The following is a 15,546-nucleotide window of genomic DNA, read 5'->3' as shown; positions in this document are numbered from 1 at the left end:
AATAACAGCATATATTAACTATTGCAATATTTATGTAAAATACTGAAATCCAGTATTATAAAGCTTGACGTAGGTTTCCGGGTAAAGCTTACTGAGTAGTAAGTGATGTTCATCACCTAACGTTTCAAGCTTATGGAAATTTTTACCGGATTAAAGCCAAAAATTTGGGTAACCGGACTGGCGATTGCGGGTCTGTTTACCCTGGGGGTAAGTAGTAATTACCTTGAATCGTCCAGCCACAGGGAAGCCCCTATTATTGCCAATGACCCCTTAGCCGATAACACCGATGTGTATGCCTTCCGGAGCCCAACCAACCCGGAAAACATGGTGATTATCGCCAATTACATTCCGTTCCAATTACCTCACGGCGGCCCTAACTACTATAACTTCGGGGAGGATATCGCCTATGACATTCACATTAAAAACAACGCCAGAACCAACCGTGACGACATTATCTACCGGTTCGAGTTTAAAAAAGTAAACGAAGACCCTACCACCTTCTTTAAGATTAGATTAGGGAAGGAAAATCAGAAAGCCACCTATACGGTAAAGAAAAGCTTGGACGGCGGTACCACCTGGGAGGTGATCCTGAACAATGGCCGGGTTGCTCCTTACAACGTTGGCCCGCGTTCCATTGAAGGAGCCGTTGGCCTGAACACCAACTACGATGCCTTGATGCGGGCCTCTATCATGAGCACCACTGATAACTCCAAGGTTTTCTGCGGACCGGTGGATGATCCGTTCTTTGTAGACCCAGGCGGCATCTTTGATTTAGGAAACCTGCGGCCCCAGATGGCGCCAGACGGGTTGGCTAAACTGAATGTGCACACCATTGCCATGGAGATTCCATCTTACCGCTTGTCTGATTACAAACGTAGCGTAAACCGGGCCTTCAACATTCTGGATTCACGCTTTGTGATTGGGGTGTGGGCCTCGGCCAGCCGCAAGCAGATGACCGTTAGAAACACAGACGGTACCATGACCAGCTCGGGTCCTTATGTGCAGGTTTCCCGCCTGGGCATGCCGCTGACCAACGAGGTAATCATTCCCATCGGGCGTAAAGATGAGTGGAACGCCACACCATCTACCATGGAAAACGGGAAGTATGATGAGTACTTTGTAAATCCAGAGTTGGCCTTGTACATGGATGACTCTAAGTTTGGCCAGGCCGTACCCGGTTTAGCTCCGCTAAGAATACAAACCAAGTCTTTGGGTTCCTTTGACTTCAGGAACGGTGCCCCTGGCTTATACCCGCTGCTAGGCAACCCTGCCACCCGCGGTACCGCACTGGACACCAAACTTTACGGAAATTACTTACTACGACCCAACCAACCCCGCTCCGTCGATTTACTGCCCATTTTCATGACCGGAGTGCCAAACCTGGCCCCATACCAACTGGCTACCGGCAAAGGCGGTAACCCATTGGCAAAAGGAAAACCGTTCATCAACAACTTCCTTCCTACTTTTGGCGACATGCTACGGGTGAATATGGCCGTTCCGGTTACCCCGCGTAACTCGCCAGACTTCAGCAACCTAGGCTTGGTGCAGGCTGCGGTGCTGGGCTTAACCGATCCCCGGTTCAATACCAACACCAACCTGGAGTTCATCCCCAACATGGACGGCTTCCCAAATGGTCGCCGCTTAGAGGATGACGTGACCCGCATTGAGTTACAGGCGGTGGGTGGCGTGGTACTAGCGGCCATTGGCTTGTGGTACGATGACTATGTGCCCGGCGGCAGCCCGGTTACCCAGGATCTGGTAGACGTACTGAGCTTTACCACCGGCGTGGAGAAAAACGACAAGGAGTTCCAGACGCAGTTCCCTTACGAGGCCAAGCCTTGGAGCGGGTTTGAAGATGGCCACATCGCCATTAACTGTGACCTGAACGGCAATCCTATTTCTACTTCCGGCATCCAAGGGATGGGAAGCATGAACCTGGCTGCGCCGGAGGTAGCCCTGCAACAAGTAGAGACCTTCCCTAACCCAGCCCGTGATGTGACTACCTTCCGCTTTAAAATAGGCCAGCCTGGTGAGGTAACCCTTCAAATCTATAATGAAGCCGGAGTATTGGTGGCCACGCCATTAGACAGAGCCAGTAAAGCCAAAGGCATCCATGAAACCGTGGTGGATGTGAAGAACCTGAAAAACGGCCTGTATTTCGCCCGCATCAAAACCGGCGACAATACATTCCAGACAGTCAAATTCATCGTGAACAAATAATGGCAGAAAGGCCGGTGCCCTGGTGCACTGGCCTTTTTACTTCCTTCCACCTTTTATTTCTTCTGATATGAAAAAAAACTACCTCTACTTAACGGTTCTCTTTTTTGGCTTTTCCCTGGCCATGGCTTTTTTCTACTTAAAGAAAAACAAACAAGAAGCCGCGATTCCGCAGTTGAAAGAACGGCAAGGTCCTATCTCCACTTCCAGCGAGTGGCTGAACACCAAAGCTGCCATTCAGGGATTGCAAAGAACCTTGCGCGAGAAGCCAGGGGACCACAAAAGCAAACTATTGCTGGCTTTAGCGTACATGCAGGAAGCCCGGGTTACCGGAGACCACCCCTATTATTTCCCCGCTGCTCTTAAACTAGTAGACGATGTGTTGGAAGATGAGCCAGAAGACCTTGTCATGCAGTACGAGGTCACCGTGGCGAAAGCTTCTATCCAGCTTTCGCTCCACCAGTTTGACAAAGCCCTGGAAACCGGCAAAGAAGCCTTAGCCCTCAACAACCGAGGTGCGGCAGTCTATGGGGTTTTATGCGATGCTTACGTGGAATTGGGCCAATACGAAGAAGCCATTGCCATGGCTGACCAGATGACCGCCCTCCGCCCGGACTTGAAGTCATATTCCCGCATTTCCTACCTGCGCGAAATACACGGTGATTTACCAGGGGCCATTGAAGCCATGCACGCGGCCGTGAAAGCAGGTTTTCCGGGCTTGGAACAAACGGCCTGGAGTCAGGTGACCTTGGGTAACTTGTATGAGAAAACCGGTGACCTAACCAAAGCCGAACTACACTACCAGCAGGCGCTCACGTACTACAACCAGTATGCCTTTGCGGTAAGCGGTTTAGGACGTTTGGCTTTGAAGAAAAACCAAGTCAAAGAAGCCCAGGAGCTGTTCACGCAAGCCGCTAACACCTTGCCGGAGCTATCGTTCCAGGAAGAATTGGTGCGCATTTACAAAAAACAGGGCCAAAACGCCAAAGCGGAAGCAGCGCTGGAAGACCTGCTGGAAGGCATGGAGGAAGACCAGGAAGCAGGCCATATCATGGACTTGGAGCTGGCCAATATTCACCTGGAGTTGAAAAAAGACTACTCTAAAGCCCTTCAATACGCCTTGAAAGAATATGAAAGAAGGCCAGACAACATTGACGTAAATAAGACGCTGGCCAACATCTACTACCACCAGCAAAACTACGCCAAAGCCGCGGTGCACATCCAGAAAGCCCACCGCACCAACAGCCAGGATGCCGATCTCCTTTGCCTGAACGGGCTGATCAGTTACCGCTTAGGAAAACTGGCGGATGGGCAGAGCCTAATAAAAAAATCGTTTACCATTAACCCCTACCAGAATACATCGCTTAGCTTTGAAGGCAAAAGTCTCCTGGGTTCTTCTATTTCCAAAATATAAGAACCACTTGTATGAAAAAGCTCTGTTTGTTTTTGCTGCTCTGCCTGCATCTGGTAGAGGTTGCCTACGGGCATGAAGTTTCCATTAAAGGTGTAGTGTATAGCAAAGGCACCAATACTCCCCTGGAGGGCGCGGTGGTCTCCATTCCGTTGATCGAAAAAATTTCCGTGACCGACCGTTTTGGAAAGTATGCGTTCTATGGCCTTAAAGACGGAGCCTACGAACTCAAAATCTCGTACCTGGGCTATCTGCAGGAAGTGAAAACCGTGGCGGTGCAGAACGGCATACCGACTACCCTTTCCTCCCACCTGGAAACGAGCAACCTGGAACTGCAGGAAGTCTCCATCGCCGCCCGGCGCGAGAACCCACTGCACCTGATCAGCGCCGTTGATGCCCAGTTGCGCCCCATCCAGAATGCCCAGGAAATGCTGCGGATGGTTCCGGGCTTGGTTATTGCCCAGCACGCGGGCGGAGGTAAGGCCGAACAGATTTTCCTGCGGGGCTTTGACATTGACCACGGCACCGACATCAGCCTAACCGCCGATGGGATGCCGGTGAACATGGTCTCGCACGCGCACGGCCAAGGCTATTCTGATCTCCACTTCCTTATCCCGGAGACCATTGAAACCGTGGATTTCGGGAAAGGTCCTTATTACGCAGACAAAGGCAACTTCGCCACTGCCGGCTACGCCGATTTCAGAACCCGAAGTGTGCTGGACCGAAGCATGCTCAAAGTAGAGGCTGGTCGGTTTGACACCTACCGGGCAGTGGGCATGGTGAACCTGCTGGGCCAGAATGCCCGCAACAATCAGCAGAACGCCTACATTGCTTCAGAGTACCTGTTCAGCAACGGCTATTTTGACTCGCCTCAAGGGTTGAACCGGTTTAACGTGCTGGGCCGCTACCAAGGCATCTTCAACAAAAACACCATTGTAACGGCTTCGCTGTCGGCGTTTAAAAGCAACTGGGATGCCTCGGGGCAGATACCGGACCGTTCAGTAGCCGATGGCAGCATTGGCCAGTTTGGCGCCATTGATGACACCGAGGGCGGCTACACCTCCCGCTATAATGCCAACCTAACGCTGGACAAAACCCTGGGCAACGGCGCCCTTCTGAAAAACCAAGCCTATGCCGTGAAGTACGGCTTTGAACTGTATTCCAATTTCACCTTTTTCCTGAACGATCCCGAAAACGGCGACCAGATTCGGCAAAAGGAAAACCGCGAGATCTACGGCTACAAGAGCAGCTATGAGCAGGATTTCACCTTGCTGGGTTTCCCGCTGCGTCACAAAATGGGCCTCGGGTTCCGGTACGATGACATCCATGACTCCGAGTTGTCGCACACTAAAAACCGGTCTATTACCCTCTCCCAAGTACAGAAAGGCGACATAGACGAGCTGAATGCCTTTACCTACATAAGCGAGACATGGGAACTGACGCCCCGGTTTACCGTGAACGCTGCTCTACGCGCGGACCGCATCTTCTTCACCTACCGGAATGCCTTGGCAGAGCAAGACGTACCCGCTGTGCTGAAAAATGCACAGAACCGCTTTAGCCCAAAGTTGAACCTGACCTATGCAGTATCACCAATGGTACAGGTGTACCTGAATTCGGGCATGGGCTACCACTCCAATGACACCCGCGTCTCAGCTGGCACCAGCGGACGAGCCGCTTTACCTGCCGCCCGGGGCACGGACCTGGGCTTTACCTTTAAACCCGCTAACCGTTGGTTCCTGAACACGGCGCTGTGGTTCCTTGACCTGGATCAAGAATTAGTGTACGTGGGCGATGAAGGTGTAGTAGAGCCTTCGGGCAAATCGCGTCGCTATGGGTTGGATGTCTCGGTGCGCGGCCAAATAACCGATTACCTGTATCTGGATACGGACCTGAACCTAGCCAAGCCTAGGGCTCGGGAAGAGGAAAAAGGCAATAACTACATTCCCCTCGCTCCTACTTTCACCAGTACCGGCGGCCTGAGTTTCCAGAACAAGAAAGGGATCAAAGGCAGCATGCGGTACCGCTTTGTTGGCGACCGAGCAGCCAATGAAGATTACAGCTTAACCGCTGATGGCTATTTCCTGCTGGATGCCGTGGCCAGTTACACCTACAAGAACCTGGAGTTTAAACTCAGTGGCGAAAACCTGTTGAACAGCAACTGGAAAGAAGCACAGTTTGAAACCGAGTCCCGCTTAGCCAATGAAGTAGACCCTGTATCAGAAATCCATTTCACCCCCGGTACCCCCTTCTTTGTTAAGTTTGGAGTGTCGTATACCTTCGGTTTGTAGAGCAAAGATTCACAACATTCTATTTAAGAGCTGTTTTCCATAAAACGGCTCTTAAACATTTTTTTCTTCTGCTTTAAGCCAAATACTTCTACCCATCTTCAGCAGAGTTTTCCTTACGCAAGATTTCTTTTCTTAAAGCAGCAAAGGCTTATACCCACAATTGGGCCAGGTAGCGGATGACCTAAAACATGCTTAGTTTTGGCGCTGTATACAATAGGTACCATGCAGGAGCAAGCCTTCAAAAACATCAGATTCAACAAGACCGAATGCGGAGTTGAGTTACTGCTCAACGTTATTTCGGGGCAGGAGCTGCTGGCAATTCACCCGGGCTACAAGGACCAAGATACCGGCGTGTACTCCACTGATTCCTTTGAAATTTACTTTTTCAAAAAGGCGAGCGGCTACCTGGTTTTGAACCAAAAGAAGATTCAGGTAAGGGATAACACCATCCTGTTTCTATCTCCTTTTCAGAAAAGGCAGTGGAAACTAACGGCTGATCCTTTGGACTATACCCTTCTGATCTTCCAGGAGGACTTCCTGAATGACTTTTTCGCCGATAAACTGTTCACCTACCGGCTGCTGTACTTCTACCAATTGGATCATCCGCTAAACCTGGTGGTGCAAAGCGCGGAGTTGGAAAGCATCTGCGAAAAACTAACCGAGATCAAATCAGAACTCGTTCATCCTAAACTGGACAGCGAGCACATTGTTCGGTCTCTGCTGTATTATCTTCTCCTGAAACTCAACCGGGAGTATGCCACCCGCAACCAACTGCCTCTGGAGAAACCCGAAAATAACTATGCGTACCAGTTCAAGAAACTGATAGAGCAGCACGTTAAGGAAAAGCAGCGGATCAATGAGTATGCCGCGCTGTTAGGCATCAGCCGGATCACGCTGAACAAAGCGGTGCAAGCCCAGTTCAATGTCACGGCGGCGCATTTGTTAAAGCAGCGGCTGGTCTTTGAGATCAAAAACTACCTGATCCATTCCGACTTAACTGTAAACGAGATAGCGGAGGCCTTACACTTTTCAGAAGCTAACCATTTGATGCGCTTCTTCAAAAAACAAACCGGCCAGACTACCTCTGCCTTTCTGAGTGGTTATCAAAATGGTAGTAGTTCCTGACTTTTTGGTAGGTGCTGGCTCTATCTGGGCATTTACCTTTGTGCCTGATGTACAACCTAGTATCATAAGAAAGTCATGAAGTCAAGTGCCACCATACAGTTAGTCAGAAACGCCACGCTCCTTTTAACCTATGCCGGAAAAAGGCTTTTGGTAGACCCAATGTTCATGCCCAAAGACACCATTGATCCGCTGGCCGGTAAAGCCAGAAACCCGATGGTGGAGTTACCCATGGCGGTGGAGGAAATTACCCAAGGCCTGGATGCCGTGCTGGTCACGCATACCCACCCCGACCATTTTGACGCGGTAGCGAATGAGGTGTTAGAAAAGTCTATCAAACTTTTTAACCAACCGGCAGACGAGGCCTACTTCCAAAAAGAGAAGTTCACCAATACCGAATCGGTTCAGGAGTCTACGGTTTGGAACAACATTACCCTTCATCGTACCGGCGGTCAACACGGAAGCGGTGAGATCCTAAAGCAGATGGGCACCGTGTCGGGTTTTTTGTTGCAAGCGGAGAACCAGCCTACTATCTATGTTGTGGGCGACTGCATCTGGACTGAGGAAATTGAGCAAACCATCCAGCGCTTCAACCCCGATGTGATTGTAATCAACTCAGGAGGCGCGGCTTTCCCGGGAATGGAAGCTACCCCTATCCTAATGAACGAGGCGCAAACGCTAGCTTTGCTCCAAAAAAGCGGAGACGCCAAAGTTATTGCCGTGCACATGGATGCCCTGGACCACTGCCTTACCACCAGAGAGAGTCTGACGCAGATGTTGAAGGAAAACAAAATCGGGAACAAAAAAGTGATTATCCCTCAGGATGGCGAGACCATCACATTATAGAGAGAAGTAGAACTCTACGCTTCTACATGTAAAGAAAGAGGCTGATAGAAGCACTGGAACAAGGTAACTTCCATCAACCTCTTTCCGATTCTGTGCCGATGGGTTAGTGCTCTTCGCCTCAACTACTGCCTACCGCATTCGTAGAAAGAGAACCCTTTTGAGAAAACACTCACTAAACAGAAGAAATCATGGCAGAGCAAGATAAAAAAGAGCAGGATCCAAACCCTACCACCGGAAAGCAGAGCGAGGCAGATCCGCATGCCACTTACAACCCAGACACCGAAGAACTGCGGAACAGCGCGTCATCCTCTACGTATGATGCTGGTTCCTCGGGAAATACCGGACACGAAGGTTTCCTTTCCCGGCAGGACGAGGATGATCTGAAAAGCCGCACCAATGAGCCTGAGAACAGGTAAATTACCCTATAAGTTTTAGACCTACTTTTTGTATAAAGGCCTGAAAACGAGAAAGCCATAGCAATTTGCTATGGCTTTCTCGTTTTTGATGATGACAGAATCTCCTTTACAAGGGAATCCTGGTACTACCTTTTCTACAGGTTTTACTTGATAGCCACCGGCACTTCCAGGTTCTCCCAAACCAATGAGAAGCCCTGCGGCGTTACATTATAAGCCAAACGCTCATTCATCTTAGCCAACTTCTTAGGCGTCACATTTACCGTTAACACGTTGTTTGCCGGATCAAAGTTAGCGCCTTCGCGATTAGTGCCCCATTGGCCAGTTTGTGAGTTGAAGATCACCTGCCATTGTTGCTCACCAGGTACCATAAACACGCTGTACTTGCCTGCTTTCAGGGTTTTGCCTTGCACCATGATGTCTTTGTCTGTTGTGAAAGTAGTGGCTTCGTTCGCACCAGCTCTCCACGCCTTGCCATATGGCACCAGTTCTCCCCACACTTTCCGGCCTTTCACCGCCGGGCTGCTGTAGGCAATGGTAATGTTAGCAGCCCCTACTTTTCCTGTAGCCGTTTGCGCCGGGCTGGCCTTAGGCTTAGGAGCATCCTGGGCAAACACCGAGGTGGTGATGGTGAGGAGGAAAAGGACTGCTACCAGTAAGAAGTTGTTTTTAGGAGTGTTCATAGTTCTAGTAAGTTATTTATGGTATTAAATGTAAACTATTTTGCCATTTAAAGAAATGTTTCAACAAGAACGCTGAAGTTGCTGATGTGTTGTATTGCTTCTTCTGCCAAGCATATCTGAAACTAAAAAGGCATTTTAGTGCTGTTTAGCCTAAAATAGCCTGCAAATGTAATCTTCCGCTCCTCTATCTAAGCACCTCTAACAAACGGCTACAACAATCATAGATTAGGCTACACCAGCCAGGCTGCGCTTTGTGACCTTTGGTTTATGAATCAAAGCAATACCACTATGAAGATTGTTGTAACCGGCTCTTTGGGCCACATCAGCCGTCCTTTAACTTCCACTTTGGTAAAGCAAGGGCATGCAGTCACCGTCATCAGCAGAAACGCAGACAAGAAGCAGGAAATAGAGTCATTGGGCGCAACCGCTGCCATTGGCTCCCTGGAAGATGTGCCTTTCCTAACTGTTACCTTTACCGGGGCAGATGCCGTCTATACCATGGTGCCGCCCAACAACTACTTTGATCCCTCACTGGACATATTGGCGTATTACCGGAGACTAGGTAGCCATTACCGTCAAGCCATTGCCGCAGCGGGCGTACAGCGGGTGGTGAACCTGAGCAGCATTGGCGCGAACCTGCAAAAAGGCAACGGCATACTGTTGGGCGCACATGACGTAGAACAGATATTGAACCAACTACCCGCCGAAAATTCCATCACGCACCTTCGCCCAACTTCTTTCTACTACAACCTTTTCGGCTTTGTAGAGATGATCAAGCAGATGGGCGTGATTGCCACCAATTACGGAGACTCAGTCATTCCGTGGGTTTCTCCTATAGACATTGCTGCAGCTGCTGCTGAGGAACTGGTGAGTACGGCCTCCGGCAGAAAAATACGCTATGTGGCCAGTGAAGAGCTAACGGGCCATCAGACCGCCCGTGTCCTGGGAGCCGCCATAGGTAAACCAGACCTGAAATGGGAAATAGTAGCTGATGAAGAGGTGCTCCACGCCTTGGTAGGTGCTGGCATGAACCCGCAGATTGCTGAAGGGCTGGTAGAAATGTATGCCGGCCTACAGAACGGTACCCTTGCTGAAGATTACTTTCAACACCGCCCCACGCAATTGGGCCAAGTAAAGCTGCACCAATTTGCTCAGGAATTTGCTGGAGCTTTTCATTGAAATTTCTACTATTGTATTATGTCTGGCCAACCACCCATCAGGTTTAAAACCATCTCAGAGTACCACCGGTATATGGGGCTTCCGGCGCCTGATCACCCGCTTGTGAGCGTGATAAACCTGGAAATGATTCCTAATTCGGCTGGCCAAGGCACCCGTAGTTTTGTGCTTGATTTCTACAATATCGCCATGAAACGGAACATGAATGTGCGGTTTAAGTACGGGCAGCAGGACTATGATTTTGAAGAAGGTATTCTGTTTTTCATAGCTCCCGGACAAGTGTACAGAGTGGAAGCGAATGTAGCAGAAGAAGTTCAACGGTCGGGATGGATGCTGCTCCTTCATCCTGACTTCTTCTGGAAGACACCTCTGGCCACCAACATCAAGCACTATGAATATTTTGACTATTCGGTGCATGAGGCCTTGTTTCTGTCTGAAAAGGAAGAAACCATTCTCTCCAACCTTCTGCAAACCATTCAGCAGGAGTACCATTCCAACATGGACAAGTATACACAACAGGTGATCCTAGGCCATGTGGAACTGCTCCTTACCTATGCCGAGCGGTTTTACCACCGGCAGTTCCTCACCCGTCAAAAAGCCAACCATCAGATCCTGGAAAGATTGGAGAAAATCCTGGTCGAGGCCTTCCAGGGAAACACCCTAGCGGAACAAGGATTGCCCACCGTACAGGCCATTGCCGATGCCCTGAACGTGTCTCCCAATTACCTGAGCAGCCTCTTGAAAGTCTTGACTGGCCAAAGTACGCAGCAACACATCCATGACAAGTTGATTGAAAAAGCCAAGGAGCAATTGTCCTCCACCTCGCTGACCGTGAGCGAGATTGCGTTTGACTTGGGGTTTGAGCATTCACAGTCCTTCAGTAAACTCTTCAAGGCCAAGACTAATCTGTCACCTTTAGAATTCAGGCAGTCTTTTAATTAGATTACCAATTGGTTTTTAACCATTCATTAAAAAGTGATTTAAACAGTAAAGCCATGGAAGCTGCGCTCCCATGGCTTTACTGTTTAAATACTATTCTAAAGCTTAGTCCCGGTTATACAACTTGGTCCACTCCCGCAGCTGGTCCTCGGTTTGTTTGTTAATCTGGCCCGGCATCAAACGCCAACCCCAGTTGCCTTCGCCTTTTCCGGGGGTGTTCATGCGGCCCAGTTCGTCAATGCCTAGGACGTCTTGCAGCGGCAGGATGGCCGTTTTCGCCACCGAGGCGTAGGCCAGACGAGCGAAGACCCAGTAGATGTCGTGCTCGCCCAGTTCGCGGCCTACATAGTGCTCAATCTGCTGGTGGTACTCCTTGCCTTCGTTGCGGTACCAGCCCAGGGTGGTGTTGTTGTCGTGGGTACCGGTGTAGGCAATGAAGTTGCGGGCATAGTTGTGCGGCATGTAGGCGTTCTGTGGCATCTCGTCGCCCCACGCAAACTGCAGGATCTTCATGCCTGGCAGGTTGAAATCATCACGCAGTTTCAATACTAGGTCGTTGATCTCGCCCAGGTCCTCGGCAATGAACGGCAGGCTGCCCAGCTCTTTCTGCACGAAGGTGAAGAAATCAGCGCCCGGTCCCAGTTTCCACTCGCCTTGCTTGGCCGTGGTTTCACCGGCGGGTACTTCCCAATAGTCGGCGAAGGCTCGGAAGTGATCCAGGCGCACCAGGTCAAACAGTTCCATGTTCTTGCGCAAACGCCCGATCCACCAGCCGTAGTCCTGCTCCTTGAGCACATCCCACTTAAAGACCGGCATGCCCCAGAGCTGTCCGTCTTCCGAGAAATCATCGGGTGGTACACCCGCTACGCCCGTCATCTGGCCTTCCTCGTCCACGGCGAAGATCTCGCGGTTACCCCACACGTCTACGCTGTCATAGCTGATGTAGAACGGCATGTCCCCGAACATCTGGATGCCGCGGTTGTTGCAGTACGTGCGCAGGCGCTTCCACTGTTTGTTGAAGATGAACTGCACCCACTTGATCTTGTCTACGGCATCGGCGTTGTCTTGGGCCAGTTTCTCCAGCGCGGAAGGGTCGCGTTGCTTGTATTCCTCGGTCCACTGGAACCAGGCACTGCCGCCGTTCTGCTCTTTCAGGAGCACGTACAGCGCGAAGTCATGGAGCCAGCTGGCCACGGTGCCGCAATAGTCAATGAACTGCTGCTGCAGTGTAGGGAAATCACCGGACTTAAACGTCTGCCAAGCTTGTTCCAGCAGCTCGTCTTTCACGCGCTGGGCCTGCACATAGTCTACGTTGCCGGTTTGCGGCAGGTGGTGTTGGCTGAGGTCTGCCTCGTTCAGCAAACCTTCCTTGGCCAGCAGCACCGGACTGATGAGCAGCGGATTACCCGCCCGGCTGGAGATGGAGCTGTACGGCGAGTAGCCCTGCCCCGCCTCTATGGGGTTGAGCGGCAACAACTGCCAGTACTTCTGGTTGCTGGCCTGCAGGAAATCAGCGAATTTACGTGCCTCCGGTCCCATGTCGCCAATCCCGAACGCCGAGGGTAGCGAGGTAATGTGCAACAGAATACCCGCGCCGCGCTCGTTCTGCGCCTGCAGTTTGAGCAAGGCCAGCGGGAAAATCCCGAACAGATCGGCCACGCTCAGTTCATGCGCGTAGTTGCCGTTGTTTTTGATGAAGGTGTCTTGCCAGTCTTTGGGCGCGTCTTCCGGAATGATCACCTTGGTGTCTTTCCAGTCGATGTCCTGCAGGGTCTCTACGCCTTGCTTTTTGGCCAGGGCCGCTAGGTGCAACGGCACCGCCACCACGTACCAGGTACGCAGGTGCTGCCGCGCAAAGGCCAGCACGTGGTCTTTGTATTCGCCCTCTACGGCCAGCGGCAGGTACTTGCCCTTAGCGAAAAGGTCGGCGTTGTTCTTGCGCTCGGTGAAGAGCGTTCGGGTGAGCCACAGCTTGATGCGGGCATCATAGCGGTTCTCCCACAGATCTTCCCAGAGGGCTTCTAGGCGGCGCAGATCGGTGCTATCCAGGTCTTCGAGCCAGGCTTGGCGCTTTTCATAATCTACCGGGCGACGGTTGTCTGGGTCTACCAAACTGAAGTCCCACAGTTCGGTGCCCTGGTACACATCCGGGATGCCCGGCGCGGTGAACTTGAGCAGCACCTGGCTCAGGGAATTGACAATGCCAAAGTCAGTGGTTTTAGCCCTGAATTTCTCAAAACTGGCCCAAAACGGACGGCTCTTGTCCAGCAGCTTCACGGCAAAAGCCTTGGTGGCCGCTTCGTATTCCTCGTTGGGCGTGGTCCAGTTGGAGTTGATTTTGGCTTCGCGGAGCGCTTTCTGCAGATACTCCTGCACGCGGTTCTCGAATTCATCTTCGTCCTGGCCCGGCATGGGGTACGCGCCCAGCAAGGTCTGGTAGATGAGGTATTCATCGTTCACGGTGGGGGCGTCGTTCTGCTTCAGGTCGGCGTTCAGTTCGCGCCACTCCTGCACGGCGGCGGTCCAGTCCTCGGCCAGTTCGGTGAGTACGTTTAGGCGCGCCCGCACGTCTTCACCCCGCTTGGTGTCATGGGTAGAGGTGCCGTTCATAGACAGCGGCCAGTTGGCTTGGCGGTCCTGCATGATCTGGTGGAACTCCTCGGGGCTGGTACCGAACGCCTCCGGCGAATCTCCTACCTCATTGTGCCCGACGAAGCGGTTGTAAGTGTACATGATGGTGTCTTCCACCCCTTTGGCCATGAGCGGACCGCTGAACTGCATCAAGCGCTGGTAAAATTTCTGCGACCGCTCCAGGTACGAATCATCTTCGCCTTCGGGGGCTGTCCCCAGCAAAGCTCTTTCCAGCAGCTCCACGGCCCCAACCATTTCCGGTTTACTTTCCCTGATTCGGTTGAAAATCAACTGCACGGCTTCGGCTTCTTCACCGTCCAGCGGCATCTGGTTGCCGTAGTAGCGGTACACCGGGCACTGGATCAGGAACTCGCCGATGGCGCTTTTAAGGGTTTCCGGCTCCACGCTGCTCAAGACCTCTTCGTCTACCAGGCGCTGCTCCAGGAAGAATTGGTACAGGTTCTCGCGCTCGCCGCGCATGTTCTCGTTCAGGATGTAGGCTTTCTTCTCATGGATCTGCTCTTGCACCTCGGCCCCCTCGCCTACCAATTGGTGGTACAGCTGGTCAAAGGCTTCCTGACCGGGTTTGTAGGTAAACAGGTTGTTTACGAACGACAGGAAATCATAGCCGGTGTTCCCCTGGATGGGCCACTGCTTGGGCATGGGTTCCCCGGGCTCCAGGATCTTTTCTACGGCAATATAGGTTTCCTCGCCGGCCAGTTCACGCAGTTGCTGTAGGTAACTGGTAGGGTCATAGAGGCCGTCTACGTGGTCAATGCGCAGGCCCTGGAACACACCTTCGTCCTGCAGTTGCTTGATGTACTGGTGGTAGGTAGTGAAGACCTCCGGGTCCTGGATGTTGAGGCAGATGAGTCCGTTCACGGTGAAGAACCGGCGGAAGTTGATCTGGTAATCGGTTTCCTGCCAGTGGCAGAGCTGGTACACTTGCTCCTGGGCGATTTGCAGCAGGCGGTCTTTGTCTTTATTGAACACCTGCAGCCCCTCTTCTACCGAGGCTTGCACCACGTCGTTTTTCATCAAAGACGTTAATTGCTGCCGGAACTCATCCCACTTTAGCGAGAAGCCTTTCAGGTCTTCGTCATTATGAATGGATTCCAATTTGGTGAGCAGTTGCTCAATGGCCTGGTTAGAGCCACCCGCCCGCAAAATGTCATCATAAGATTTTGGGTTCAAGGGGTAGGCGCTGTCATAATACTTGAGCACCAGGCGTTGCTGCTCCTCGTTGAAGGCTACTCTCAGTTCGCCGTTCTGGATCACTTCCTCCAGCTTGCCGCCCAAAAACGGCACCATTACGCGCCCGTTGTATACTGAGCTGGTCCAACCAATGTCAAAGAATTTATGGTACTGGCTTAGAGGGCCTTTCTCCAGCACATCCATGAGCCAGGGATTATTAGGGTGATAGGCCATGTGGTTGGGCACGATGTCCTGCAACCAACTGACACCTTGCTCTTTCAGGGCCCCAGCCAGCGTCTTCAGCTCTTCCTCGGTCCCGATCTCGGGGTTGATGCGGTGCGGGTTCACCCCATCATACCCGTGGGTACTGCCCGGAGTAGCCTCAAAAATGGGCGAAGCATAGATGGTGCTTACCCCCAGCTTCTGCAGATATGGTATAATGCGCTCAAAGTCCTGAAAGGTAAACTCCTTATGAAACTGCAAGCGATACGTCGCGACAGGGTTATGCATAGTTTTATGTTGTTTGTAGAGGTGGTATAGGAATGGGTTTGTTAGTTGTTTCCTCTTGCTTTTCTTATATCAATAAGTGAAGCGTACAAGTTGTGTATTAGGCCGTTTCTACGGAT

General features: G+C 51.6%; 10 protein-coding genes. 8 read left to right on the top strand and 2 right to left on the bottom strand.

Going from position 1 to position 15,546, the window contains the following annotated elements:
* The first annotated feature begins 132 nt into the window (after positions 1 to 132).
* The 6 genes from ACW9SV_RS12040 (at position 133) to ACW9SV_RS12015 (ending at position 8,300) form a co-directional block, all read left to right on the top strand.
* Positions 133 to 2,220 (top strand): DUF4331 family protein, encoded by a 2,088-nt coding sequence (locus ACW9SV_RS12040; protein ID WP_479557013.1) that lies wholly within the window; start codon positions 133 to 135, stop codon positions 2,218 to 2,220.
* Positions 2,221 to 2,287: 67 nt separating this feature from the next.
* Positions 2,288 to 3,631: a tetratricopeptide repeat protein gene (locus tag ACW9SV_RS12035; RefSeq protein ID WP_479557012.1), complete on the top strand. Its 1,344-nt coding sequence runs from the start codon at positions 2,288 to 2,290 to the stop codon at positions 3,629 to 3,631.
* Positions 3,632 to 3,642: 11 nt separating this feature from the next.
* Entirely contained in the window at positions 3,643 to 5,916 is a 2,274-nt protein-coding gene (locus tag ACW9SV_RS12030; RefSeq protein ID WP_479557011.1) for a TonB-dependent receptor, read from the top strand.
* 198 nt (positions 5,917 to 6,114) lie between these two features.
* The gene (locus ACW9SV_RS12025) at positions 6,115 to 7,041 is read left to right on the top strand and encodes a helix-turn-helix domain-containing protein (RefSeq protein ID WP_479557010.1); all 927 of its coding nucleotides are present in this window, start codon (positions 6,115 to 6,117) and stop codon (positions 7,039 to 7,041) included.
* Positions 7,042 to 7,116: 75 nt separating this feature from the next.
* Positions 7,117 to 7,884 (top strand): MBL fold metallo-hydrolase, encoded by a 768-nt coding sequence (locus ACW9SV_RS12020; protein ID WP_479557009.1) that lies wholly within the window; start codon positions 7,117 to 7,119, stop codon positions 7,882 to 7,884.
* Between the two features lie 188 nt (positions 7,885 to 8,072).
* Positions 8,073 to 8,300 (top strand): hypothetical protein, encoded by a 228-nt coding sequence (locus ACW9SV_RS12015; protein ID WP_123125786.1) that lies wholly within the window; start codon positions 8,073 to 8,075, stop codon positions 8,298 to 8,300.
* A 143-nt stretch (positions 8,301 to 8,443) separates the two neighbouring features.
* On the opposite strand, the gene ACW9SV_RS12010 is transcribed toward ACW9SV_RS12015, so the two are convergent.
* A complete protein-coding gene (locus ACW9SV_RS12010; protein ID WP_479557008.1) occupies positions 8,444 to 8,980 on the bottom strand; it encodes a DUF2911 domain-containing protein in 537 nt (178 codons plus the stop codon).
* Positions 8,981 to 9,268: 288 nt separating this feature from the next.
* On the opposite strand from ACW9SV_RS12010, the gene ACW9SV_RS12005 reads away from it, so the two are divergent.
* Together ACW9SV_RS12005 and ACW9SV_RS12000 are read left to right on the top strand one after the other, a co-directional pair.
* The gene (locus ACW9SV_RS12005; protein ID WP_479557007.1) at positions 9,269 to 10,159 is read left to right on the top strand and encodes an NmrA family NAD(P)-binding protein; all 891 of its coding nucleotides are present in this window, start codon (positions 9,269 to 9,271) and stop codon (positions 10,157 to 10,159) included.
* A gap of 18 nt (positions 10,160 to 10,177) precedes the next feature.
* Entirely contained in the window at positions 10,178 to 11,098 is a 921-nt protein-coding gene (locus tag ACW9SV_RS12000) for a helix-turn-helix domain-containing protein (protein ID WP_479557006.1), read from the top strand.
* Between the two features lie 102 nt (positions 11,099 to 11,200).
* Here the strand turns inward: ACW9SV_RS12000 and treY are convergent, their stop codons facing one another.
* Complete coding sequence (treY, locus tag ACW9SV_RS11995; RefSeq protein WP_479557005.1) at positions 11,201 to 15,430, bottom strand: malto-oligosyltrehalose synthase; 4,230 nt, start codon at positions 15,428 to 15,430, stop codon at positions 11,201 to 11,203.
* Positions 15,431 to 15,546 lie beyond the last annotated feature (116 nt).

This window comes from Rufibacter sp. JT20002, from assembly GCF_056491185.1.
This window is presented reverse-complemented; position numbering and strand designations above follow the sequence as displayed.